We start from the raw sequence: 21,072 nt of genomic DNA, 5'->3' as shown, positions 1-21,072 counted from the left end.
CTTCTTCTTTTTCTTTAATCTTGGACAGTGCGCGTTTCGCACTGCAAGGGCATCATGATTGGCATTCTGATCGTAACTCACGGTGACTTGGGTCAAAGTCTCATCGCGTGTACCCGCCATATCCTACAACGCGAACCAGAAAACTTAGCGTGTATGGCGGTGGATAAATCCGATGACCCCGAAAAAAAACTACAAGAAGCACGACAGCTGATTCAAAGGCTAGATAGCGGTGAAGGCGTGTTATTGTTGTCTGATATTTGCGGCGGTACGCCATCCAATATCGCCACACGTCTGATTGAAACCGGACGGATTGAAGCGATTGCCGGTGTCAGTTTGCCGATGTTGGTGCGGGCGGTATCCTATAGCGCGCTGCCCTTAGCAACGGTCATCAGCAAAGCGGTTACGGGTGGTTTGGAAGGTGTTGTACCGCTAGAACCCTTGCCACCCACCGCGTAATACCCTGAAGAAACGGTCAGTAAAACAATCATAATTTGAGGATGACAGGCCTACTATGCTGCAACAAGAAATAGAAATCATCAATAAATTGGGTCTCCATGCCCGTGCTTCGAGCAAATTCACCCAAACCGCAGGCCGTTTTCAAAGCGAGGTGTGGATTTCTCGTGCCAGCCGGCGAGTGAATGGCAAAAGCATTATGGGTGTGATGATGCTCGCAGCAGCAAAAGGCAGCAAAGTCGTGATTGAAACCAATGGCAGCGATGAACAAGCCGCCATGACCGCTTTGGTCGATCTGATTAACAATCGCTTCGACGAAGCCGAGTAACTCAGATCTGGTCACAACAACGGAAAGGGCACCCATGAGCATAGCACTTTACGGTATCGGTATTGGTGGTGGCATTGCGATCGGACGTGCGCATTTGGTTTCTCATACCACTGCTGATGTCAGCCATTATTTTCTGGAAAGCGCAGATATTCCTGCCGAGTTGCAACGCTTTGACGATGCGATTCGCACCACACGCAAAGAGCTAGAAATGTTGTGGGGCAGTATTCCAGAGAACGCTCCAGCCGAGCTAGGCGCCTTTCTGAGTTTGCATATCATGTTGCTCAATGATGCTGCGCTGTCGCGTGAGCCACGCAAAATCATCCAAGCCGAACGCTGCAACGCGGAATGGGCATTAAAACAGCAAGCCGATCAGCTCATTGCCCAATTTGAAGAAATCGAAGAAGCCTATCTGCGTGAGCGCAAACATGATGTGATGCAAGTGGTGGAACGGATTTTCAAAAATCTCGCCGGCCAAAGCAGCGCACCACCTTTGCCCTCCAGCTTGATTGATGATGCGATTTTAGTCGCCCATGATTTAAGCCCGGCTGACATGGTGTATTTCAAAGATGCCAGTTATGCCGCTTTTGTCACCGATGTGGGGGGAGCCACCAGCCATACTGCGATTTTAGCGCGCAGCCTTGATTTGCCCTCGGTGATTGCCACTCACAGCGCCCGCCATCTGATTCATGAAGATGAGTTGATGATTGTCGATGGCCAGCAAGGGGTGGTAATCGTCAATCCAGACGAAACCGTGTTGGCAGAATACCGCCGCCGGCAACGGGCATGGCGCGCAGCACGCAACAAACTTGCCAGTCTGAAAAAAACCAATGCACAAACCCAAGATGGCACGCCAATTGAGTTATTAGCCAATATCGAACTGCCAAAAGATGTGGCCGATGTGGTGGAATCGGGGGCGATGGGGGTTGGTTTATTCCGCAGTGAGTTTCTGTTTTTGGGACGTGATACGCTGCCCGATGAGCAAGAGCAATACGATGCTTACCGTCATGTGGCAGAACAGCTCAATGGCCGTCCGGTCACCATTCGCACCATGGACTTAGGCGCAGATAAAAACCCGAAATGGTCGATTCATGGCACGGGTGATAACCCTGCTTTGGGTTTGTGCGGCATTCGCTTGTGCCTTGCCGAACCGCAGCTATTCCGTACCCAATTACGCGCTATTTTGCGTGCCTCGGCACATGGCCAAGTCCGCATTCTGTTCCCGATGATCAATGGCATCACCGATCTCAAACAAGCTCTGGCTCAACTCGATGCTGCCAAACAAGAGTTGCGCGAAGAAGGGGTCAGTTTTGATGAGAAAATTGCAGTAGGGGCAATGATTGAAGTGCCTTCAGCGGCACTCACAGTGAATATGCTGGCCAAGCATGTTAATTTCTTGTCGATTGGTACCAACGACCTGATTCAATACACCCTCGCCATCGACCGCAATGATGATGCGGTGAGTCATCTCTACGACCCCACTCACCCTGCTGTCTTGTATTTACTGACCCACACCCTGAAAACTGCCGCAAAATTTGGTTTACCGGTGTCCGTGTGTGGCGAGATGGCTGGGGATAGCAAAATGACCCGCTTATTGCTTGGTATGGGGTTGCGGCGTTTTTCGATGCACCCAGCCAACTTGCTCTCTGTTAAACAAATTGTGCTCGATACCCATCTCGACCCCACGGTGGCACAAACCGCCAAGATTTTGCGCGCCAGCGATCCCGAAAAAATCGCCGATCTTCTCACCCAGCTCAATACCCCGCGTGCAGCCTAATTTTCTATGCTTGTAGATGCTATCGACTTCACCAACACCCGTCGGGTGTTGGTGATCAAGTTACGTCATCACGGTGACGTACTCTTAACTTCCCCCGTGTTGAGTGTGTTAAAACAACATGCGCCCCATCTCGAGATTGATGCGCTGGTCTATGCCGATACGGCACCGATGTTGGCCGACCATCCGGCGCTCAGCCAACTGCATTGTTTAGATCGTCAATGGAAAAAACTCGGCCCCTTGCCACAAGCCCAAGCAGAATGGCGTGTGTTACAAGCACTGCGCGCTCGACAATACGATGGCATCATTCATCTAACAGAACATAAGCGCGGTTCGTGGTTGGCACGGCTTTTACGCCCTCGCTGGGCCATTTCTCCCAGCAACTTAAATGGCAAATGGTTTCGTAAACCCTTTAGCCATCGCTACCCAGTGATCGGCGGCAATCGGCGGCATACGGTCGACATTCACTTAGATGCCCTGCGGCGTTTGGGTGTGCCGGTGCAACACTATCACCGCGCTTTATCGCTGGCCATTCCGGCGCTTGTGCACACACAAGCCGAGCAAAAACGACTTGCCCAAGGAATTAACAGCCCTTATACGGTCATCCATCCGACTTCACGTTGGATGTTCAAAACGTGGCCAACAGCACAGATGGCGCAGCTGATACAGGCACTGCAACAACAAGGGCGAACGGTGCTACTCACTGCCGCGCCGGATGCCGCAGAAATGGCCTGCATCGCCGCCATTCAAGCGCAATTGACAACACCCGTTGCATCGTTGGCAGGTCAGCTCAGTTTGAAAGAGTTGGGCGCGATCATTGCTGGCGCAGACTTATTTATTGGGATGGATTCGGTTCCGATGCACATGGCTGCCGCCACCCAAACCCCGACTATTGCGCTGTTTGGCCCTTCGGGTGATATCGAGTGGGGCCCGTGGCAAGTCCCGCATCGGGTGTTGATTGCCGAACACTATCGCTGCCGGCCCTGTGGTCGTGATGGCTGCGGCGGCAGCAAAATCAGCGACTGTCTCAACGCTATCTCGGTCGAGCAGGTCTTGACTGCCATCGAGCAACTCACCGCAACCGTTCGGAATCCTTAATGTCTATTCGTCGTATTGCAATTGTGCGCCAGCGTTTTAATCCGGCTGGCGGTGCAGAACGTTTTGTCAGTCGCGCCCTCGATGCGCTCGCTAGCGATGGCCGCGTTGCCGTTACGCTATTGGCACGCCGTTGGCAGGGAGAAGGCGGCGGAGATCGTCTGACCATCGACCCGTTCTATCTCGGCAATGTGTGGCGCGATTGGGGGTTTGCCCGTGCAGTACAACAGGCGGTACAACAGCAACAGTTCGATTTAGTGCAAAGCCATGAGCGTATTGTCGGCTGTGATATTTTTCGGGCAGGCGATGGCGTTCATGCAACTTGGCTCGCCCAACGTCGCCGCACCCTCGGCACGCTCGGCAAATTGGCTTTGCAGCTCAACCCTTATCATCACTACACCTGTGCCGTTGAAGCCAAGATGTTTCGTCATCCGCAACTCAAAGCGGTGATTTGCAATGCGAAAATGGTGCAACACGATATTCAACAACGTTTTGGCTTAACCACAGATCAGCTACCGTTGATCTATAACGGGGTCGATACGCAACGTTTTCATCCCGATTTACGTCAACACCGCAGCCGTGTCCGACAGCAGTTTGCTATTCCAGATCATGCACCGTTGTTGCTGTATGTCGGTTCGGGATTTGAGCGCAAAGGGGTTGGGCGCATTTTGTCGGCTGTGTTACCTCATCCGGAGGTGCATGTGTTGGTGGTGGGCGGTGATAAACATGCGACACGTTACCAGCAACAGGCGCAGACCCTTGGTCTCAGCTCACGGGTGCATTTTGCTGGCGTACAGCAAGAAGTCCGTCCTTTTTATGGTGCGGCAGATGCCCTGATTTTGCCGACTTTATATGATCCTTTTCCGAATGTTTGTGTCGAGGCGTTTGCCAGTGGCCTGCCGGTGTTCACCACAACTCAATGTGGGGCAGCGGAATGGATTGTTGAGGGCAAAAATGGGATGGTGCGTGATGCGTTGGATGAAGCAGGCTGGCAAGCCGCCATCGCCTTATGGCTCGCCGCCCGACCACAGTGGCCAACTTGGTCTGCCGCCGCTCGCCATTGCGCCGAGCCCTACACCTTAGCCTCCACCGCCGATGCGCTGATTCAGTTGTATGAAAAGCTGCTTTAACCGCCTCCCCGCCCTAAAGAGCGGGGATTCATGGCGGCAGGAGATTGAGGTGGCGAGTGTCTATTTGAAGGTAGCCTTTGCGAAGAATCAGCGGACATTTGCCGTAAGCAGCCGAGTATAGGAAGGTCCAGTCCGCTTGCGGACTACACTTGACGGCCTTGTTAACCTCCACTCTGGGCACCGATTTCGTACTCTGAAAATCCTGTAATAATTTGCTCAAGTGATTCATCGCAACGCTGACAAAGAGACTTGAAATGAACTTTATACTCGCGAAACTCTTTCAAAACTCGTTTTTCCTCACTGGCAGCTTCAGTGCCCCACCGATGACCTCGAACTAGAGATCTCAAGTTATGTAGTTCATGAAAAGGACTCATGAGAGCATAAGCATGCTCTTCCTCGAACCCTAACCCGACTAAACAGACCTCCAGCAACTTTAACTGTCTCATCGTGGCTGATGGTTTTTGACCTAACTCTATAGCCTTTGCCTTTAGCCATTTCTGATTAAGCCCTTCAACAATCAGTTGGTCTAATGCCATGATTTCGTTAGCCCATTCATCTCTTGATGCAGTCACCGGGTAGTGAACTTCCTCAAGTTGATTAGTGTTTGGCAAATCCCACCAAGGGCATTTCGATTTAATAAGTTCACATAGCTTAGATTTCAAAGCCTGAAGAGCATCGTATTCGTCGTACCACTGGCCTTCAAAATCCGTCGTGAATGCTCTTTTTGACAGCCCTGCCTTTGGCGGTTCGTTAAACTGCTTCCAATGCAACTGCTCCTCATAGGGAAGTTGTCGCAAGTCCACAAGATATGTATGTACTTGGCCCGCATCGTTGATATCGTATGATTTTAAATACCAAGCACCACGGCACGTTATGGAACGATCTTCTAGAGTGTATTTCTGACGATCAGCTTTGTATTTAGAAAGCACTTCCGGTCGAAAATATGCAGGGCTAAGTTCACAAGGAAGATCTGATTCTGTGAAGCAGTTTGCTGTCGCACCTGGTGCGCAAGATATTTCTACTATTTGCTTGTTTTTCCAGTCTTGAGCAATGAAAATAGCATACTCTTGTTGGTCGTCATCCATTCCCCAAATTTCTGAACAAACTGAAGCCGCTGACTTTCTTGACTGGATTAACTGTACCCCACGCGAGTAGCTACCAACACCTGGTTGAACCGTTAGCCGCATGACTATTCCGTCGCAATTGGGAAGTTGACGTTCGTCTCGGCCATTTCCCCACCCGAAGAAACTCCCTTTTCTATACCGTGTGAAATCGAACATTCTTAAAATATTCGTATGGGATACTGCGCAATATTTATCCAATACGTTAGCTTTCGCTAGGATTGCTCGACCACCTTTAAGATCAAGTACACTTATGCAATCTTCGATATCTCCGTGCTGATCTAACCTACACCATGCGTTTCTTTCACTGACGTAGTGAAGATCTAGAATCTGTGTAATCTTTTGGTTAACTTCAAAATAACTTGAGTCACCAGTATGACCCTCAAATGAGCGTCCAAATATTATTTGAGTTGCATCCTTTAAAACTTCGCTTCCTTCGGACTGACAAGGACTTTTGATCCAAACATGATCTTGGCTAGCGACCAAACTCCATCCCGAGAAAGGATTCGAGTTCCAGCCCATAAGGTCATCACCGTGATCCTCAAGATTTACGTTATCCGGCACCAGCAGCGCGTATAGATAGACGTGATCAAGACTCGCATAAATCAGGACATACTCATCCTTCGCATCTTCGAAAAGAAACGGCAGAATATCGTTCTGACCACACCATTCATCAAACGCTTCGGATTCGGTCGGAGCCTGCGAAATATTTATCAATTTTTCAAGGTACAAAATATTCATATGCCTTCCAAATAAAAATACTCTGTTAATGGGTAAGCAGCACAATACGTCCCCCCCCCCGCAGACCACCTTAATCACTTAAAACAATCCATAGTAAAGATGCCATGTATTGCGAATCTTCCTCGAATAGTTTGTTAGCAGTTTCGGCGGACTATTTTAATATTATCCCAAGCAATCGGTTTGATTGACTCAAAGTTAAAGCATTCCATTATTTCGGGATACTGTTTCAGTTGCTCTAATTGTTCTTCAATAGAATCACCACACTCGGTAACCAAGCAATCTTTTGTAATGTCTACAATCTCCAAAACCACTGGCACAGGATCTAAAGCGATTAGTTCGCGAAGAGGATGTACTATCGGGAAAATTTGATCAGCTAATATCGGATTAAGCTTAAATAGCTCCTCGTAACTACGGATAAAATATGATATTATTTCTGAGCCATACTTATTAGATTTAGCATAGCTTTCCGCTCTCTCAAGCGAAGGAGTTAGATAAACTCCACCATAGCGAAAATTAAAGCCTCCATTCGTCACTCTTGATCTGATGATTGCTTCACAAATGGGGCTCTCACTAACCCACCAGTTACAGTCACTATACTTGCTGTTAAATGCATCTACAACTTGAGAAAACATTGCATTTATTTCGTATTTTTTACTTATATTCTCTCCACCAAGACCCGATTGATTAATCGAATCCAGAAAAATTGATGATGTTCCATGAAAAAGGGAAAAACCTAACTTTTCTTTATCTAAACTCATACTTTAAATCCTCGCGATGGCTATTGGTTTACCTGACAGTTGCAGTTATATTTAATACGTATTTTTCAGCATCTGGCTGTACCATAAAAATACTTGATTGTGCTTTTTTAAATTTATCTAAACTTGTATTTTTTAAAATTTTGGGGTCAAAGTTCATTCCTAGGTAAAGCGCTGTAACTCTTAACGGATTAATACGCACAAGAGGATGAAAAAATCGCTGGTCATCAAATAGTTTTTTAACGAAACCTATCGAACGTATCGGATTGCACCCTTCTTTACGAGAAATAAAAATTTCCGTACTGTTCTCACTTAAAATAAAAAAATCACCTGAGTTTCCTTTTATTTCTTTCTCAAAAATATCCTTATAGATGTCTTTAGACATTTTAAAGAAGTTAGGATGTGCTGCGCTACCTATTATTCTAAATTCATTTTCATGTTTCCATTGTGCTGGCTTTCTAAAAAAGCTATCAAGCAAAGTAGTATGTATGTTTTTTAGACCTTTGAAATGCGGACGATTTTTCGAATAAATGACATTACGCATCCCATAAATTTCAAAATCATCAAATAAATCACATTCTGCTGTTAAAACTTTTCCAAATTTTGGAGGGTCTGAGATTTCAAACTCTATTACACCACCTGAAAAATTGCTTGTGTAGTGTCCCCACATTTTTAAATCATCCCACTTTCTAGATAGACTTAGCACTCCATAATATAAACTATGCTCTTTTACAGCACGCTCAAAAATATTTGATTTAGGGGTAAATATAGGAATTTCACGCACTGCAGAAATACTGTCCTCTAAAAATTTTGATGTTAATTTTAACTCGAATGGATCATTTAGTTGATATGGGGGTGTAAATTTCAAAGAACAGTTTTCGATAAAATCGATAATATGTGGGGTATACTTATAAATTTTCATAATTTAAATATAACCATATTTATGCAAAGAAGTTGGCATATTGCAACAAGACAGAATCATAGCATAATCTTTCACTCCGCTCGACAACTCGTTGAATATCCAAAACGTAGGTTTAAAAATACCACAACAATACAAAGCGGATACACTGCCATCTAGCCCCCCTCCCGTCACGGTTGCTCGATCAGACTCGGGGCGTTGCCGTGCCAATATAGTGGTCATTTCACAGAACAAAAAAATCATACGCTAAGCCTATATTTGATACATTGAATACACGTGTTTAACTGGAGGTGATCAAATGCCTACTTCGATTCGCCTTGCGCCTGAAACAGAGCAAAGACTTAACTACCTTGCATCCCATACGGGGCGTACAAAGGCTTACTACCTGCGCGAAATGATTGAGCAGGGCCTTGAACAAATCGAGGACTACTACCTCGCTGCGGACGTGCTGGAACGAGTCCGCAACGGACAAGAGCAGGTGCATTCTGCTGCGGACGTAAGGAGAGACCTTGGTCTGGACGATTGATTACGCGGATACAGCCAAAAATCAGCTCCGCAAGCTGGACAAGCAGACGGCACGGCGCATCGTTGATTTCATAGAACCGTAATAACCAAGTTTTTTGAGACACCAAGAATCAGAAATAAAAAAGCCCCCTGCATTCGGGGGCTTTTTCAATCTAAATACCGCTAATTACAAGGCTTGTTAGCTACCACGGCGACTTAAGGCACGAGCCCCAATATCACGCCGCATTTGACGGCCAGTAAAGCGAATGCGGTCTGCCGTTTCATAAGCACGGTTTTGCGCCATCCGCACACTGTCACCCAACCCGACCACACATAACACACGGCCACCATTGGTCACCAAGCGGTTGTCAGCATCCAAAGTCGTACCAGCATGGAACACCAAGCAATCTTCTGCTTGGGCAGGAATGCCTTCGATCACATCCCCTTTCCGTGGCGATTCTGGATAACCTTCGGCAGCCAACACTACCCCCAATGCCACGCGGCGATCCCACTCGGCTTCGACCTTATCCAACTGACCATTGATCCCTGCTTCTACCAAGGTCACAAAGTCGGATTTCAAACGTGCCATGATGGGCTGTGTTTCAGGATCCCCAAAACGGCAGTTAAATTCGATGGTATAAGGGTTGCCTTCGCCATCAATCATCAAACCCGCGTACAAGAAACCCGTATAAGAATGACCATCACGTTTCATGCCCTGCACTGTTGGCAAGATAATTTCCCGCATCACACGGGCATGAACTTGTGGCGTTACCACAGGCGCAGGGGAATACGCCCCCATCCCACCGGTATTCGGGCCTTCGTCATTGTCTTTTAGGCGTTTGTGGTCTTGGCTCGTCGCCATCGCCAACACATTCTCACCATCGACCATCACGATAAAGCTGGCCTCTTCGCCGACCAAGAAATCCTCAATCACCACGCGGCTGCCGGCTTGGCCCATTTTGTTACCCACCAACATATCGTCGATAGCAGCATGAGCTTCGTCTAAGGTCATCGCGACAATCACGCCCTTACCTGCGGCAAGACCATCGGCTTTAATGACAATTGGCGCCCCTTTTTCTGCCACGTACGCATGTGCCGCGTCCGCATCAGTAAAGGTTTCATAGTTGGCCGTTGGAATGCCGTGGCGCTTCATAAAGGCCTTGGCAAAATCTTTCGAGCTTTCTAACTGGGCGGCGTACTGTGTTGGGCCAAAAATTTTCAGCCCTTCAGCACGGAACGCATCCACCACACCAACCGATAACGGCGCTTCAGGCCCCACAACAGTCAGGTCGATTTTTTCACTCTTGGCAAACGCAATCCATTCGGAAATGGTTGTCAGCGGTACCGAGTGCAAATCAGAATCGAGGGTGGTACCTGCGTTGCCTGGTGCAACAAATACCTTGGTGCTGCGTGGCGATTGCGCCAAACGCCATGCCAAGGCATGTTCACGGCCACCAGAACCGATCACCATGATTTTCATAGTATGGATATTCCCTGTCTTAACAGTGCAGATTAGTGGCGGAAATGGCGGCAGCCAGTGAACACCATCGCAATACCGTGTTCATCTGCCGCAGCAATCACTTCAGCATCACGCATCGAACCACCGGGTTGAATAATCGCAGCAATCCCTTGCTCGGCAATCACATCCACCCCATCACGGAAGGGGAAGAACGCATCCGAAGCCGCCACCGCTTGTGTCAAACTCAATCCAGCATCTTGGGCCTTACGTGCTGCAATACGGGTGGAATCCACGCGGCTCATCTGCCCCGCACCAATACCAGCGGTTTGACCCTTAGCCGCAAACACAATTGCATTGGATTTCACAAATTTCGCGACACGCCATGCAAACAACAAATCGGCCAACTGTGCCGCTGTGGGTTGTGCCTTGGTGACCACTTTCAACTCATCGGCCGAGATATTTTTCAGATCGGGGGTTTGCACCAAAATCCCGCCACCCACACGCTTGAGATCAAAACGATTGAACCCCGGCTCGAGCGGCACTTCTAACACGCGCACATTGGGTTTTTTCGCAATCAACTCACGGGCTTCTGCCGTAAAGGCTGGAGCAATCAACACTTCGAGGAATTGCGCGCTCACCGCTTCGACGGTAGCGGCATCCACTTCACGGTTAAAGGCGATAATGCCGCCAAAAGCGCTGGTGGTATCCGTTGCGAAGGCCAAACGATAGGCAGTCAGTGGGTCTGCTGCAACCGCAACACCACAGGGATTGGCATGTTTGACAATCACACACGCCGGCTCGTCAAAGGTTTTTACGGCTTCCCATGCGGCATCGGAGTCTGCGATATTGTTATAGCTCAGCTCTTTACCTTGCAGCTGGGTGTAATGCGCCAAAGCGCCTAAAGCAGGATCGAGATCACGATAGAACGCCGCTGCTTGATGAGGGTTTTCGCCATAGCGCATGTCTTGCACTTTAACAAACTGTGCATTCAAACGATTAGGGAATGCCACGCGCTCTGGCACACCATGCGTCACCCCTTCAACCAAACTGGTCAGGTAGTTAGAGATAGCGCCATCATAAGCAGCGGTATGGGTAAAGGCTTTCTTTGCCAGATTAAAACGGGTCACCCGCGACAGGGCACAACCGTTTTGTTTCATTTCTTCGATTAAACCTGCGTAGTCGGCAGCATCAGTCACAATGGCCACATGAGCCCAGTTCTTTGCCGCCGAACGCACCATCGTTGGCCCACCAATGTCGATGTTTTCAATGGCGTCTTCTAAGGTACATTCTGCTTTTGCAATGGTCGCTTCGAATGGATAGAGGTTGACACAGACCAGATCGATATTGCCAATACCGTGTTCCGCCATTTTTGCCACATGCTCAGGCAAATCACGCCGCCCCAAAATACCGCCGTGAATTTTTGGGTGTAAGGTTTTTACGCGGCCATCTAACATCTCTGGAAAGCCGGTATAGTCAGCGACTTCAATCACCGGCAAGCCTTGTTCAGCTAATAACTTTGCTGTGCCGCCGGTGGACAGAATTTCCACCCCTTGTTCGGCCAAAGCACGAGCAAACTCGACAATACCCGTTTTATCCGAGACGCTAATCAGCGCACGTTCAATCTGTGTCATAACAATCATTCCAAAACAAGTTCAACAAGTGGTTATCAAAAGCCAATACCAGCACTTTACAATAGCTGGTATTGCTTCATTTTTTTACGCAAGGTATTGCGATTCACCCCAAGCAAGTCGGCGGCGCGGGTTTGGTTTCCCCCCGCATGATGCAACACCACCTCTAACAGCGGTTTTTCTACCCGAGCCATCACCATATCGTATAGCCCAGCAGTCGCTTCACCATCCAAGTCGTGGAAATATTGTTCCATTGCTTGGCGGATAGCATGAGAAATTGGATCGTGACCAGTCATAGCATATTTTCAACAGGAAGCAGGGGGCAAACAGGCCTCAACCTCTGCGTCAGCAAGATAGTGCAAACGTTCGCCATATTGCCGCTGTTGGGCAAAAAACTCAGCGACCGCAGCATATTGCTGTTCGGGATGGTCAAGGGAATACATAAATTGACGGAAGGGATTGCTCCCGCGCAAACCTTTGGTATACCAAGCGATATGCTTACGAGCAATCCGACAGCCAGCATAATCACCATAAAACGCATACAGCGCTTGCAAATGGCCCATCAGCAATTGCGCGATTTCATCCACCTCGGGTTCGGGCAAACAGTGGCCGGTTTGCAAATAGTGCAAGATCTCGCGGAATAGCCAAGGCCGCCCTTGTGCGGCACGGCCAATCATAATGGCATCCGCCCCCGTGTAATCCAAAACAAACTTGGCTTTTTGTGGCGTGGTGATATCACCATTAGCAATCACGGGAATCGACAAGGCGGCTTTCACCTCGGCAATGGTGTCGTATTCAGCTTCACCAAGATACTTATCTTCACGCGTGCGGCCATGTAGCGCCAATGCTTGGATGCCACAGTCTTGCGCCATCTTTGCCACACGCAGGACATTTTTTTCTGTACGACACCATCCGGTTCGGGTTTTTAGCGTGACCGGCACATCAACCGCCTTGACCACTGCCTCTAAAATCCGCGCCACTAACGGCTCATCTTTCAACAACGCCGATCCTGCCGCCACATTGCACACCTTTTTGGCAGGGCATCCCATATTGATATCAATAATTTGGGCGCCACCCTCAACATTACGCTGTGCCGCCTCGGCCATCTGCTGTGGATCGGAGCCGGCAATTTGGACCGAGATCGGGCCCGGTTCGCCGGTATGGTCGGCACGCTTAAGCGTTTTACGCGAGGTGGCCAATACCGTATTGGAAGTAATCATCTCGCTCACCGCCAAGCCTGCCCCAAAATGGCGACATAACATGCGGAAGGGGCGATCTGTCACCCCTGCCATCGGTGCCAAAACTAAGCGGTTTGGCAATACATAGGGGCCAATCTGAAAAGGGGAAGCCATCACCACGGTGTCGTATCAAAAAGCGGAAAGCGGCGCATTTTAAGCTGTTTACAGGGTAGCTGACAAAAATTTTGCTTATTTTTTAAGCAGCTCATCGTTTTTACAACAGGCGGTATTGTGACTGTGCATTTTTCTGGCATACTTCTCACCATGAAACCTGCCCTTTCTTTGCTTTTACTTGCCCTATTGAGCGCCTGCACATCACAGGTCGGCCTATTCGCGCCACAACATCAGGTACGGCAAGGCTATCTCTACCAATACCAAGCCCAGCCCACGCCTGATGAGCGGGATATTGAGCTGACGGTTTGGGCCGCACCCTTGAGTGGTGGAGAATGGAAACTTGAAGATGAGTTGCAACGCTATGCCAAGCGTTATGCCCAAGAACAAGACTGCATCAGCTACCGCCTCGACCGCATTACCCTCGGCCAATACAACACCTTTTTTGAAGGCAAACGCTATGTTCGAGGGGTGATGAATTGCACCAAACGCCCTAGCAGCGCACTGCAACCGACAACCTTAGCGCCTGCGCCAGTGGTGCCTTTCCTTGATCGGCAACACGGCGGAAAATGAAAAAACAAAAACGGTGATCGTTTCCAATCACCGTTTTTTTAATGTTGAGGCAAAGTCAGTCTGTAAGCCGGGTTCTGTGTTGGGCGATTTACGCCCCAGACAGTCATTCCTCTAGGCCTGCCATTACTGACAGGCTCCAGCAACCTACCCGGGCACAACGCGAGCCACGTTAGCGCGCCCTGCTTGGTCTTGCTTCGAATGGGGTTTAGCCTGCCGTAGCCTGTTACCAGTTACGCGGTGTGCTCTTACCACACCTTTTCACCCTTACCTGATCTTCTTGCGAAGCCATCGGCGGTTCAGCTCTCTGTTCCACTTTCCGTCGCCTTACGACGCCTGGCCGTTAGCCAGCATTCTGCTCTATGAAGCCCGGACTTTCCTCCCCCCGTTTGCACAGGCGGCGACTGCCCGACCAACTCTACCGCCAAGCAGTATAACAGATTAGCTCGCCGCAGCGACCAAGGGTTGCAGTTCACCGCTTTGGAACATTTCGGTCATGATGTCCGAACCACCAATAAACTCGCCCTTGATATACAGTTGTGGGATGGTTGGCCAATTGGAAAATTCTTTAATGCCTTGGCGAATCGCAGGGTCTTGCAACACGTCGACCGTCATCACACTTTTTGCTTCACAGGCTTTCAAAATTTGCACAGCGCGAGCAGAAAACCCACATTGTGGAAACTGAGCAGACCCTTTCATATACAGCACAATCGGGTTTTCAGTCACTTGTTGACGGATAACATCATGGATATTTTGGCTCATGGCTAAACCTCTAATAGTTGAGTGATTTACTAGGATTTTACGCCCTGTCTATCGTGGGGTCAATTTGTGCCGCGTGCTTGGCTGGCAAGCCATGCCGCAAAATCCCCTGCTACCTCAGGATGTTTCAAAGCATAGTCAACCGTAGCTTTGAGATAGCCCAACTTTGAACCACAGTCATAACGTTGGCCGTGGAAAGGATGTGCTAAAACGGTTTCTTCGCGTAACAGCGCCGCAATGCCATCGGTCAATTGAATTTCACCACCGGCACCGGGTAGGACATGCTGTAGTTTGTCAAAAATATTGGCCGTTAAAATATACCGTCCAACGACAGCCAACGTTGAAGGAGCATCTTCTGGTTTTGGCTTTTCTACGATAGAGGTCACTTGTTGCCATTGTGCATGAGGCGTGACTTGCACAATGCCGTAACTGCCTGTTTCTTGCGGTGCGACATGCTCAACACCAAGAATCGAGGACTGTGATTCGGCAAAGACATCGACCATCTGTTGCATGGCACCAGGCGCACCATCGATCAAATCATCTGCCAAAATCACCGCAAACGGTTCTCGCCCCACCACCGGACGCGCACATAACACCGCATGACCTAACCCCAACGCCTCGGTTTGACGAATGTAAATACAACTGGCCGAACGCGGCAAAATCCCCTGTACGGTGTCTAACAGCTTCTGCTTGTTACGCAGTTCTAGTTCAGTTTCTAGCTCATACGCTTTATCAAAATGGTCTTCAATCGAGCGTTTATTGCGGCCAGTAATAAAAATTAACTCGGTAATCCCAGCTTCTAGTGCCTCTTCAACCGCATACTGAATCAGCGGTTTATCCACCACCGGCAACATTTCTTTTGGGCTGGCTTTGGTTGCAGGCAAAAATCGTGTTCCCATACCAGCCACCGGAAAGACTGCTTTAGTAATTCTTTTTTGCATATTCACTCACGAAAAACAGTTTTACATTCAACTAGTTGACTAACAACGCTAAAAACTCTGCCTCGGATAATACGGGAATGCCCAAGGACATGGCTTTATCTAACTTACTCCCAGCAGCCTCTCCAGCCACCACATAATCGGTTTTTTTCGACACACTACCCGCCACTTTTGCGCCCATCGCCAGCAAACGTTGTTTCGCTTCATCGCGGCTTAATGTCGTCAACGTGCCAGTTAATACCACTGTTTTAGCGGCCAATATCGAAGTAGCAGCCGACGGTTCAGGTGCGGCACAATCAGGCCATTGCACCCCCGCCGCCAACAATTGTGCGATCACCGCTTGGTTATGGGGCTCGGCAAAGAAATCACACACCGATTGCGCCACAATCGGCCCGACATCGGGGACCTGTAATAATGCCTCGGTGGTGGCATTGTGTAGCGCAGTCAGCGAGGTAAAATGCAGCGCCAAATCTCGTGCTGTCGCTTCCCCCACATTGCGAATTCCCAAGGCAAATAAAAAGCGGGGCAAAGTGGTGTGTTTACTTTTCGCAATCGCGGCACATAGATTTTGTGCCGATTTTTCTGCCATACGCGGTAGCGTAGCCAGTTGTGCCTCGGTCAATTGGTAGAGATCTGCCGGTGTTCTCACCCAGTCTTTCTCAACCAAGAGATCCACTAATTTATCGCCCAATCCCTCAATATCCATGGCACGACGGGCAGCAAAATGCAGCAAGGCTTGTTTACGCTGGGCCGAACACACCAAACCGCCAGAACAACGGGCAATGGCTTCTTGTGCTTCACGCACCACATGACTGCCACACACAGGGCAAACCGTCGGCAGATGAAAACGCGCGCTGTCTTGTTGTGCGAAGTCTGGCCGCCGTTCGAGCACCACCGCCACCACTTCAGGAATGACATCCCCCGCACGCCGGACAATGACCGTATCACCCACCCGCACATCTTTGCGTAACACTTCATCTTCGTTATGCAAGGTGGCATTGGTCACCGTCACACCACCAACAAAAACGGGCTTAAGTCGTGCAACTGGCGTGAGTGCCCCAGTGCGTCCAACTTGAATCTCAATCGCTTCAACTTCGGTTAAGGCTTCCTGTGCAGGGAATTTATGTGCCACCGCAAAACGGGGTGCACGAGAAACAAAGCCCAGCTGGTGTTGTAAGGCAAAATCATTGACTTTATACACCACCCCATCCAGTTCATAAGGGAGGCTATCGCGTTGTTGTTCAATCTGTTGATAGGCTTGCCACAAACCAGCGGCACCTTGAACACATTGCACATGCTCACAAATGGGAAATCCCCACTGGCGCAGTTGTTGTAACGCCTGCTCATGTGTTTCTGGCATCGTGTCGCCTTCTAAGCGGGCGATACCATAGGCAAAAAAGCTCAGACGGCGTTGTGCCGTCATTTTTGAATCTAGCTGCCGCAAACTCCCTGCTGCCGCGTTACGGGGATTGATAAAAGTTTTTTGACCACGGGCCAGTTGTTCGACATTCAGGCGCGCAAAATCGTGTTTCAACATCAACACTTCACCGCGCACCTCCAATAATGTCGGTGCCGTTGGAGGCAACCGGAGTGGCAAGGAACGAATGGTGCGTAAGTTCTCGGTCACATCTTCGCCGCGTTGACCATCGCCACGGGTTGCCCCTTGCACCAGCACGCCGTTTTGATAGAGTAAACTGACCGCCAAGCCATCAAATTTAGGCTCAACACAATAGGTCAATGTCGAGACAGCGACACCTTGTTTTTGCAAAAGTGTACTCACCCGCACATCAAAAGCGTCTAATTCTGCTTGAGAAAACACATTGTTCAACGACAACATCGGAACAGTGTGTTCAACCGTTTTTAGCTCAGGCAGCGGCGCACCGCCTACCCGCATCGAGGGAGAATCGGCTGTTTTTAACTCGGGGTGTTCGGCTTCTAATGTGAGCAGACGTTGAAATAAGCGGTCGTATTCACTGTCAGGAATGGTTGGATTGTCCAACACATAGTATTGATAGGCATAGCGGTGGAGCTGGTCACGCAACGTGGCCAGCTCCTGTTGAGGCGAGAGATCAGACATTATGCAAACAAACGTAAGGCGGCGACAGAGCCAGGGGCGACGCCCCGATCATCCATACGGGTATAGATTTGGTCGAGTTGACGGCAAATGGTATCGATGCCGGTTTCGGAGAGCGTCCGCTGGTTATCATCTACCAAGTGACCATTGAACGTACGGGCCAATTCACGAGCAAATTGCACTGCCCGTTCAAAGACTTCAGTACCCCCCGCTACCCGAGGCACATCAAAGAGAAGCGTCAAGGCTTCGACATTCTCGCCTTCTAGCGGCTCTTCATCAAAAGCGCCCAAGCTATATAAGCTGTTGCCGGAATCAGACACGCAGTGATAACGGCCATCTGGATGCAGCTCTAGGCCAAAGCGTTCGATAAATTCGATGATTTGGCTGGCAGAAACGGGGGCCCGCAAAAAGACGTTCAGACCAATCATCACATCAATTTCGGCACAGAAACGATCTAAATCACGCGCCGCAGCCAATTGTTGTGAAGGCTGGGGGAACTGCACCGCCGCACCAAATTGGGTGGCGAAGCTTCTTAGCTGCTCACAAAAGGCTTCGAGTTCGCGATCATCCAACACGCCATTGCGATCAACCATTTGCAAGCCAACATCAAGGGCACGATAACGAACGTCGCTGTTGGGTTCGTACACTTGCCAGCGTCCAGCCGCAGTGCAGGCCAAAATCTGTACCCGTTTTGGCGCGATAAAGCGCGGCAAAGTGGGGAGATCGGTCATCTCAGAGAAACGTACCTCGGCGATAAAGTCGAGGTTTGGATCAAGCATGGCGCGCACAATCGCTTGCTGATCAGACAGCAGGTCAATTTCGGCCACTGGTGGCGTATGCACTTCGATGTTGTCATCTGCATCCAGTTCAGCAGGGGGTGCCCTGAACAAGGGTTCTTGCTGTGATGCAGGCTCAGCGGTGATCTCGTCAACTGGCGGAGCGGCAGCGGTTAAATTTGGTTCAATCCGTGGGGAAGGCTCATCAGTCGCTTTAGCTGGCTGTCGCGCATCAGTTTCAGCAAGGGAAGGCGCATCTTCAGCAGAAAATACCAACTCAGCGGCGCGTTCTCGTACCGGCGTGATGGTCTCAGATGGCTCGCCCAACTCAACGGCTGGGGTGAGTTTGAAGCTAGAAGGCGGCTCATTTGCCGGCGGCACGGTGAGGGGAGCAACGGTTCTTAATGGCGGTTCCGTCGCTAGAATAATCGGCTCTAGTCGGTCTGGTCGTCCATCCCGCACTTCGGGCAATGGCGAATCCACTAACACATCGGTCTTTTGGTCTTGTGAAAAGACATCACGTGTTTTGCGGCGATAGCGCCATTCTTGGAATACATTGTAACCAACCACCAACACAATCAGCAGCACGCCGACTACGGCCACAGCAATCTGCAATTCGCTCATGCGTAAGGCTTCCCGCTTTATTCAGAATAAGCTGCCATTATAACCAAAACTGCAATGCCTGCGCGCCGCAACGCTGTTGACAAAAAACGGCACACCTAGACGCGAAACCGCTCTACCAGCGAAGTCAAATCACGCGCAGAAGATTGCAACGCTGTAGCGACTTCTGCGGTTTGTTCGATATTGCTGGCGCTATCGCGCACACGGCTTGCAATGTGTTCGGCATGATGGGCAATATTCTGACTAGCTTGCCCTTGTTCAGCGACAGTTTGATGAATACGGCTGGCTTTTTCTAAGGTACTGGCAGCACCTTGCCGAATATGCGACAAGGTTTGAGCTGTATTCGCTAACAAACGCAAACCATGTTCCATCTGTTCACTGGCGGTTTGCATATCGGTTGCAGCCGAGCTGGTATCTTGACGAATGGCACCGAGTAGTTGAGTGATTTCTTGGGTGGCGCTGGCAGTACGTTCCGCCAATTTACGCACCTCATCTGCCACCACCGCAAAACCACGGCCTTGCTCACCCGCCCGAGCAGCCTCGATAGCAGCATTCAAAGCCAATAAATTGGTCTGTTCGGCAATCTCTTGCACCGAGGCCACAATATGCCCCACGGCTTGCGAGCGCGCATTGAGGCTATCAATCCGCCCAGCAGAAACGGTGATACTTTTTGCTGTCAGGCTGATTTCATTCGCCGTCTGCTGCATCGCATCAACCCCTTCATCCGCTAAATGGCAAGCTCGCTGGGCATTACCTTCGGAAGCGCTGGCATCGTCGCTGACTTGTCGCATGGCTTGGCTCATTTGTTGCGTCGCCGTTGCAATTTCTGAGGAGGCATGGGTCTGCTCCACAATCGCTTGTGCAGCGGTATCGGTTCCTTGAGCTAACGTCGATGCAGCAGCGCCTAGCTGATGCGCATTGGTATTCACCTCACGCAAAACAGTGGCAAAGGTTTCCACTAAGCGGTCGAAAGCCTGTGCCATCTGTGCAACCTCATGTTCCCCTTTAATCCCAGTGCGGGCAGTCAAATCGAGGCTTTGCCCCATCTGATCCATCGTGCGGTGTAATTTACGCACAGGTTTCAAAATACTATTCGAAGTAAAACGGGACAATAACAACACCATCCCCAACACCAACACCGCCACACCAAGCGCAATTTTAAAGGTCAGTGCAGCTGCTGCCGCACGCCGTTCTGCCTCATCTTTCATCGCATAAAACAGCGTATCTTGCATCCCTTTCATCGCGTCAATGCGGAAAGAGGCCAACTCAAACCAACGTGGTGCCGATACCAAGGCCAACGGCTCGGTGCTTTCCAAAAGTTTTTCACGCAACGTAGGGATATTGGCGTAATCATCTGAAGCCCGAATGGCGCGATAGACTTCAACCATCACCGGCGTGGCTAAACGCTCAAAAGTTTCTAGGCAACTTGATTGTTGCCCCGCACGCACCATCACATTGCGTTTTACCGCATCATTTAACATGCCACGACTTAAAGCGGCATAGACCTCGGCACGTTCCCGACCTGCAAATTCTTTCTCACACAATAACGCTTGTAAGGAAGCTGTTTCACGCGCCAACTCAGCATCGGTTTGCATCTGAATTAAGCTGCTGATGATGGCAAACGAGGCATCAATTGGACGGGCAAAGCCTTCGACTAACTCTTTTTCAGCAGCTTGACCTTGATCTAAGCGTTGCCGCAGCCCTTGTAATCCCGCTAAATGTTGTTCAAGTTCGCGCACGCGGTCTGCGAGAACGGGGGGTAATTGCAGTTGTTGACTGGCTTGTAATAAAGCCTGTCGGCTTTGTTCAGCGATAGGTCGTGCCGCTTCAATCGGCTGGCGCGATTTAGGATCAGACAGCAACCCCACCGACAAACCACGTTCGGCTTGTAAGGTATGCATTAAATCGCCCGCCAACCCCGCAAAAACGATTAACTGTGCCGACTCTGACAGAGCACTTGCTTCACGCCAATCACGCCACCCTAAATGCGAGGCATAGCCCAGCACAGCACATAACGGCACCAAGACCAATAACACCAGTCGTGTGCGAATTGATAAGGCAGCAAACATGGAATCCTTTCC

At 49.7% G+C, this 21,072-nt stretch carries 19 protein-coding genes and 1 other RNA gene; 7 read left to right on the top strand and 13 right to left on the bottom strand.

Annotated elements, in window-relative coordinates; all coding sequences use genetic code 11:
* The first annotated feature begins 54 nt into the window (after positions 1 to 54).
* The 5 genes from ACYVJG_RS05975 to ACYVJG_RS05955 are packed head-to-tail and all read left to right on the top strand — an operon-like array spanning position 55 to position 4,777.
* On the top strand, positions 55 to 456 hold the full coding sequence (locus ACYVJG_RS05975) for a PTS sugar transporter subunit IIA (protein WP_460430244.1): 402 nt from the start codon (positions 55 to 57) through the stop codon (positions 454 to 456).
* Positions 457 to 511: 55 nt separating this feature from the next.
* Positions 512 to 781 (top strand): HPr family phosphocarrier protein, encoded by a 270-nt coding sequence (locus tag ACYVJG_RS05970; RefSeq protein ID WP_022652432.1) that lies wholly within the window; start codon positions 512 to 514, stop codon positions 779 to 781.
* Between the two features lie 34 nt (positions 782 to 815).
* Positions 816 to 2,555, top strand: coding sequence for a phosphoenolpyruvate--protein phosphotransferase (gene ptsP, locus ACYVJG_RS05965; protein WP_460430243.1), 1,740 nt, complete (start codon positions 816 to 818; stop codon positions 2,553 to 2,555).
* 6 nt (positions 2,556 to 2,561) lie between these two features.
* Positions 2,562 to 3,650: a putative lipopolysaccharide heptosyltransferase III gene (gene rfaQ / locus ACYVJG_RS05960; protein WP_460430242.1), complete on the top strand. Its 1,089-nt coding sequence runs from the start codon at positions 2,562 to 2,564 to the stop codon at positions 3,648 to 3,650.
* Positions 3,650 to 4,777: a glycosyltransferase family 4 protein gene (locus tag ACYVJG_RS05955; RefSeq protein ID WP_460430241.1), complete on the top strand. Its 1,128-nt coding sequence runs from the start codon at positions 3,650 to 3,652 to the stop codon at positions 4,775 to 4,777. Before rfaQ ends, ACYVJG_RS05955 begins: the two co-directional genes overlap by 1 nt.
* 161 nt (positions 4,778 to 4,938) lie before the next feature.
* On the opposite strand, the gene ACYVJG_RS05950 is transcribed toward ACYVJG_RS05955, so the two are convergent.
* The 3 genes from ACYVJG_RS05950 to ACYVJG_RS05940 all read right to left on the bottom strand — a co-directional run bounded on the left by ACYVJG_RS05950 (position 4,939) and on the right by ACYVJG_RS05940 (position 8,316).
* Entirely contained in the window at positions 4,939 to 6,639 is a 1,701-nt protein-coding gene (locus ACYVJG_RS05950; protein ID WP_460430240.1) for a hypothetical protein, read from the bottom strand.
* Between the two features lie 134 nt (positions 6,640 to 6,773).
* Positions 6,774 to 7,397 carry a hypothetical protein gene (locus ACYVJG_RS05945; protein WP_460430239.1) on the bottom strand — a complete coding sequence of 208 codons (624 nt, stop codon included), beginning with the start codon at positions 7,395 to 7,397 and terminating at the stop codon, positions 6,774 to 6,776.
* Positions 7,398 to 7,425: 28 nt separating this feature from the next.
* A complete protein-coding gene (locus tag ACYVJG_RS05940; RefSeq protein WP_460430238.1) occupies positions 7,426 to 8,316 on the bottom strand; it encodes a DUF2971 domain-containing protein in 891 nt (296 codons plus the stop codon).
* A 295-nt stretch (positions 8,317 to 8,611) separates the two neighbouring features.
* Here ACYVJG_RS05940 and relB point away from each other — a divergent pair, with 295 nt between their 5' ends.
* A complete protein-coding gene (relB, locus tag ACYVJG_RS05935; RefSeq protein WP_460430237.1) occupies positions 8,612 to 8,839 on the top strand; it encodes a type II toxin-antitoxin system RelB family antitoxin in 228 nt (75 codons plus the stop codon).
* A gap of 177 nt (positions 8,840 to 9,016) precedes the next feature.
* On the opposite strand, the gene purD is transcribed toward relB, so the two are convergent.
* The 4 genes from purD to dusB are packed head-to-tail and all read right to left on the bottom strand — an operon-like array spanning position 9,017 to position 13,256.
* Entirely contained in the window at positions 9,017 to 10,297 is a 1,281-nt protein-coding gene (gene purD / locus ACYVJG_RS05930; RefSeq protein WP_460430236.1) for a phosphoribosylamine--glycine ligase, read from the bottom strand.
* Positions 10,298 to 10,329: 32 nt separating this feature from the next.
* Positions 10,330 to 11,907: a bifunctional phosphoribosylaminoimidazolecarboxamide formyltransferase/IMP cyclohydrolase gene (gene purH, locus ACYVJG_RS05925; RefSeq protein ID WP_022652438.1), complete on the bottom strand. Its 1,578-nt coding sequence runs from the start codon at positions 11,905 to 11,907 to the stop codon at positions 10,330 to 10,332.
* 56 nt (positions 11,908 to 11,963) lie between these two features.
* On the bottom strand, positions 11,964 to 12,200 hold the full coding sequence (locus tag ACYVJG_RS05920; RefSeq protein WP_460430235.1) for a helix-turn-helix domain-containing protein: 237 nt from the start codon (positions 12,198 to 12,200) through the stop codon (positions 11,964 to 11,966).
* A gap of 9 nt (positions 12,201 to 12,209) precedes the next feature.
* Complete coding sequence (gene dusB / locus ACYVJG_RS05915; protein ID WP_460430234.1) at positions 12,210 to 13,256, bottom strand: tRNA dihydrouridine synthase DusB; 1,047 nt, start codon at positions 13,254 to 13,256, stop codon at positions 12,210 to 12,212.
* 150 nt (positions 13,257 to 13,406) lie between these two features.
* Here dusB and ACYVJG_RS05910 point away from each other — a divergent pair, with 150 nt between their 5' ends.
* Positions 13,407 to 13,826, top strand: a complete 420-nt coding sequence (locus ACYVJG_RS05910) for a hypothetical protein (RefSeq protein WP_460430233.1) — start codon at positions 13,407 to 13,409, stop codon at positions 13,824 to 13,826.
* 47 nt (positions 13,827 to 13,873) lie between these two features.
* Here the strand turns inward: ACYVJG_RS05910 and rnpB are convergent.
* The 6 genes from rnpB to ACYVJG_RS05880 all read right to left on the bottom strand — a co-directional run bounded on the left by rnpB (position 13,874) and on the right by ACYVJG_RS05880 (position 21,060).
* An RNA gene (gene rnpB / locus ACYVJG_RS05905) (RNase P RNA component class A) lies at positions 13,874 to 14,243 on the bottom strand.
* A gap of 21 nt (positions 14,244 to 14,264) precedes the next feature.
* The gene (gene grxD / locus ACYVJG_RS05900) at positions 14,265 to 14,585 is read right to left on the bottom strand and encodes a Grx4 family monothiol glutaredoxin (RefSeq protein ID WP_022652441.1); all 321 of its coding nucleotides are present in this window, start codon (positions 14,583 to 14,585) and stop codon (positions 14,265 to 14,267) included.
* Positions 14,586 to 14,644: 59 nt separating this feature from the next.
* Positions 14,645 to 15,523: a UTP--glucose-1-phosphate uridylyltransferase GalU gene (galU, locus tag ACYVJG_RS05895; protein ID WP_460430232.1), complete on the bottom strand. Its 879-nt coding sequence runs from the start codon at positions 15,521 to 15,523 to the stop codon at positions 14,645 to 14,647.
* A 31-nt stretch (positions 15,524 to 15,554) separates the two neighbouring features.
* Positions 15,555 to 17,597, bottom strand: a complete 2,043-nt coding sequence (gene ligA, locus ACYVJG_RS05890) for an NAD-dependent DNA ligase LigA (RefSeq protein WP_460430231.1) — start codon at positions 17,595 to 17,597, stop codon at positions 15,555 to 15,557.
* Positions 17,597 to 18,994 (bottom strand): cell division protein ZipA C-terminal FtsZ-binding domain-containing protein, encoded by a 1,398-nt coding sequence (locus ACYVJG_RS05885; protein ID WP_460430230.1) that lies wholly within the window; start codon positions 18,992 to 18,994, stop codon positions 17,597 to 17,599. Before ACYVJG_RS05885 ends, ligA begins: the two co-directional genes overlap by 1 nt.
* 95 nt (positions 18,995 to 19,089) lie before the next feature.
* On the bottom strand, positions 19,090 to 21,060 hold the full coding sequence (locus ACYVJG_RS05880; protein ID WP_460430229.1) for a methyl-accepting chemotaxis protein: 1,971 nt from the start codon (positions 21,058 to 21,060) through the stop codon (positions 19,090 to 19,092).
* Between the last annotated feature and the right edge of the window lie 12 nt (positions 21,061 to 21,072).

It is taken from the genome of Aquaspirillum soli, assembly GCF_054781915.1.
The sequence above is the reverse complement of the archived record's forward strand: the minus strand, read 5'-3'. Positions and strand labels throughout refer to the sequence as shown.

Bases quoted from the DNA above. Each gene is read 5' to 3' on its own strand.
- grxD (WP_022652441.1), bottom strand. From the start codon at position 14,585: ATGAGCCAAAATATCCATGATGTTATCCGTCAACAAGTGACTGAAAAC.
- purH (WP_022652438.1), bottom strand. From the start codon at position 11,907: ATGACACAGATTGAACGTGCGCTGATTAGCGTCTCGGATAAAACGGGT.
- purD (WP_460430236.1), bottom strand. From the start codon at position 10,297: ATGAAAATCATGGTGATCGGTTCTGGTGGCCGTGAACATGCCTTGGCA.
- ACYVJG_RS05955 (WP_460430241.1), top strand. From the start codon at position 3,650: ATGTCTATTCGTCGTATTGCAATTGTGCGCCAGCGTTTTAATCCGGCT.
- ligA (WP_460430231.1), bottom strand. From the start codon at position 17,597: ATGTCTGATCTCTCGCCTCAACAGGAGCTGGCCACGTTGCGTGACCAG.
- dusB (WP_460430234.1), bottom strand. From the start codon at position 13,256: ATGGCTTCCCCTTTTCAGATTGGCCCCTATGTATTGCCAAACCGCTTA.
- ACYVJG_RS05945 (WP_460430239.1), bottom strand. From the start codon at position 7,397: ATGAGTTTAGATAAAGAAAAGTTAGGTTTTTCCCTTTTTCATGGAACA.
- ACYVJG_RS05880 (WP_460430229.1), bottom strand. From the start codon at position 21,060: ATGTTTGCTGCCTTATCAATTCGCACACGACTGGTGTTATTGGTCTTG.
- relB (WP_460430237.1), top strand. From the start codon at position 8,612: ATGCCTACTTCGATTCGCCTTGCGCCTGAAACAGAGCAAAGACTTAAC.
- galU (WP_460430232.1), bottom strand. From the start codon at position 15,523: ATGCAAAAAAGAATTACTAAAGCAGTCTTTCCGGTGGCTGGTATGGGA.
- ACYVJG_RS05950 (WP_460430240.1), bottom strand. From the start codon at position 6,639: ATGAATATTTTGTACCTTGAAAAATTGATAAATATTTCGCAGGCTCCG.
- ACYVJG_RS05910 (WP_460430233.1), top strand. From the start codon at position 13,407: ATGAAACCTGCCCTTTCTTTGCTTTTACTTGCCCTATTGAGCGCCTGC.
- ACYVJG_RS05975 (WP_460430244.1), top strand. From the start codon at position 55: ATGATTGGCATTCTGATCGTAACTCACGGTGACTTGGGTCAAAGTCTC.
- rfaQ (WP_460430242.1), top strand. From the start codon at position 2,562: ATGCTTGTAGATGCTATCGACTTCACCAACACCCGTCGGGTGTTGGTG.
- ACYVJG_RS05885 (WP_460430230.1), bottom strand. From the start codon at position 18,994: ATGAGCGAATTGCAGATTGCTGTGGCCGTAGTCGGCGTGCTGCTGATT.
- ACYVJG_RS05970 (WP_022652432.1), top strand. From the start codon at position 512: ATGCTGCAACAAGAAATAGAAATCATCAATAAATTGGGTCTCCATGCC.
- ACYVJG_RS05940 (WP_460430238.1), bottom strand. From the start codon at position 8,316: ATGAAAATTTATAAGTATACCCCACATATTATCGATTTTATCGAAAAC.
- ACYVJG_RS05920 (WP_460430235.1), bottom strand. From the start codon at position 12,200: ATGACTGGTCACGATCCAATTTCTCATGCTATCCGCCAAGCAATGGAA.
- ptsP (WP_460430243.1), top strand. From the start codon at position 816: ATGAGCATAGCACTTTACGGTATCGGTATTGGTGGTGGCATTGCGATC.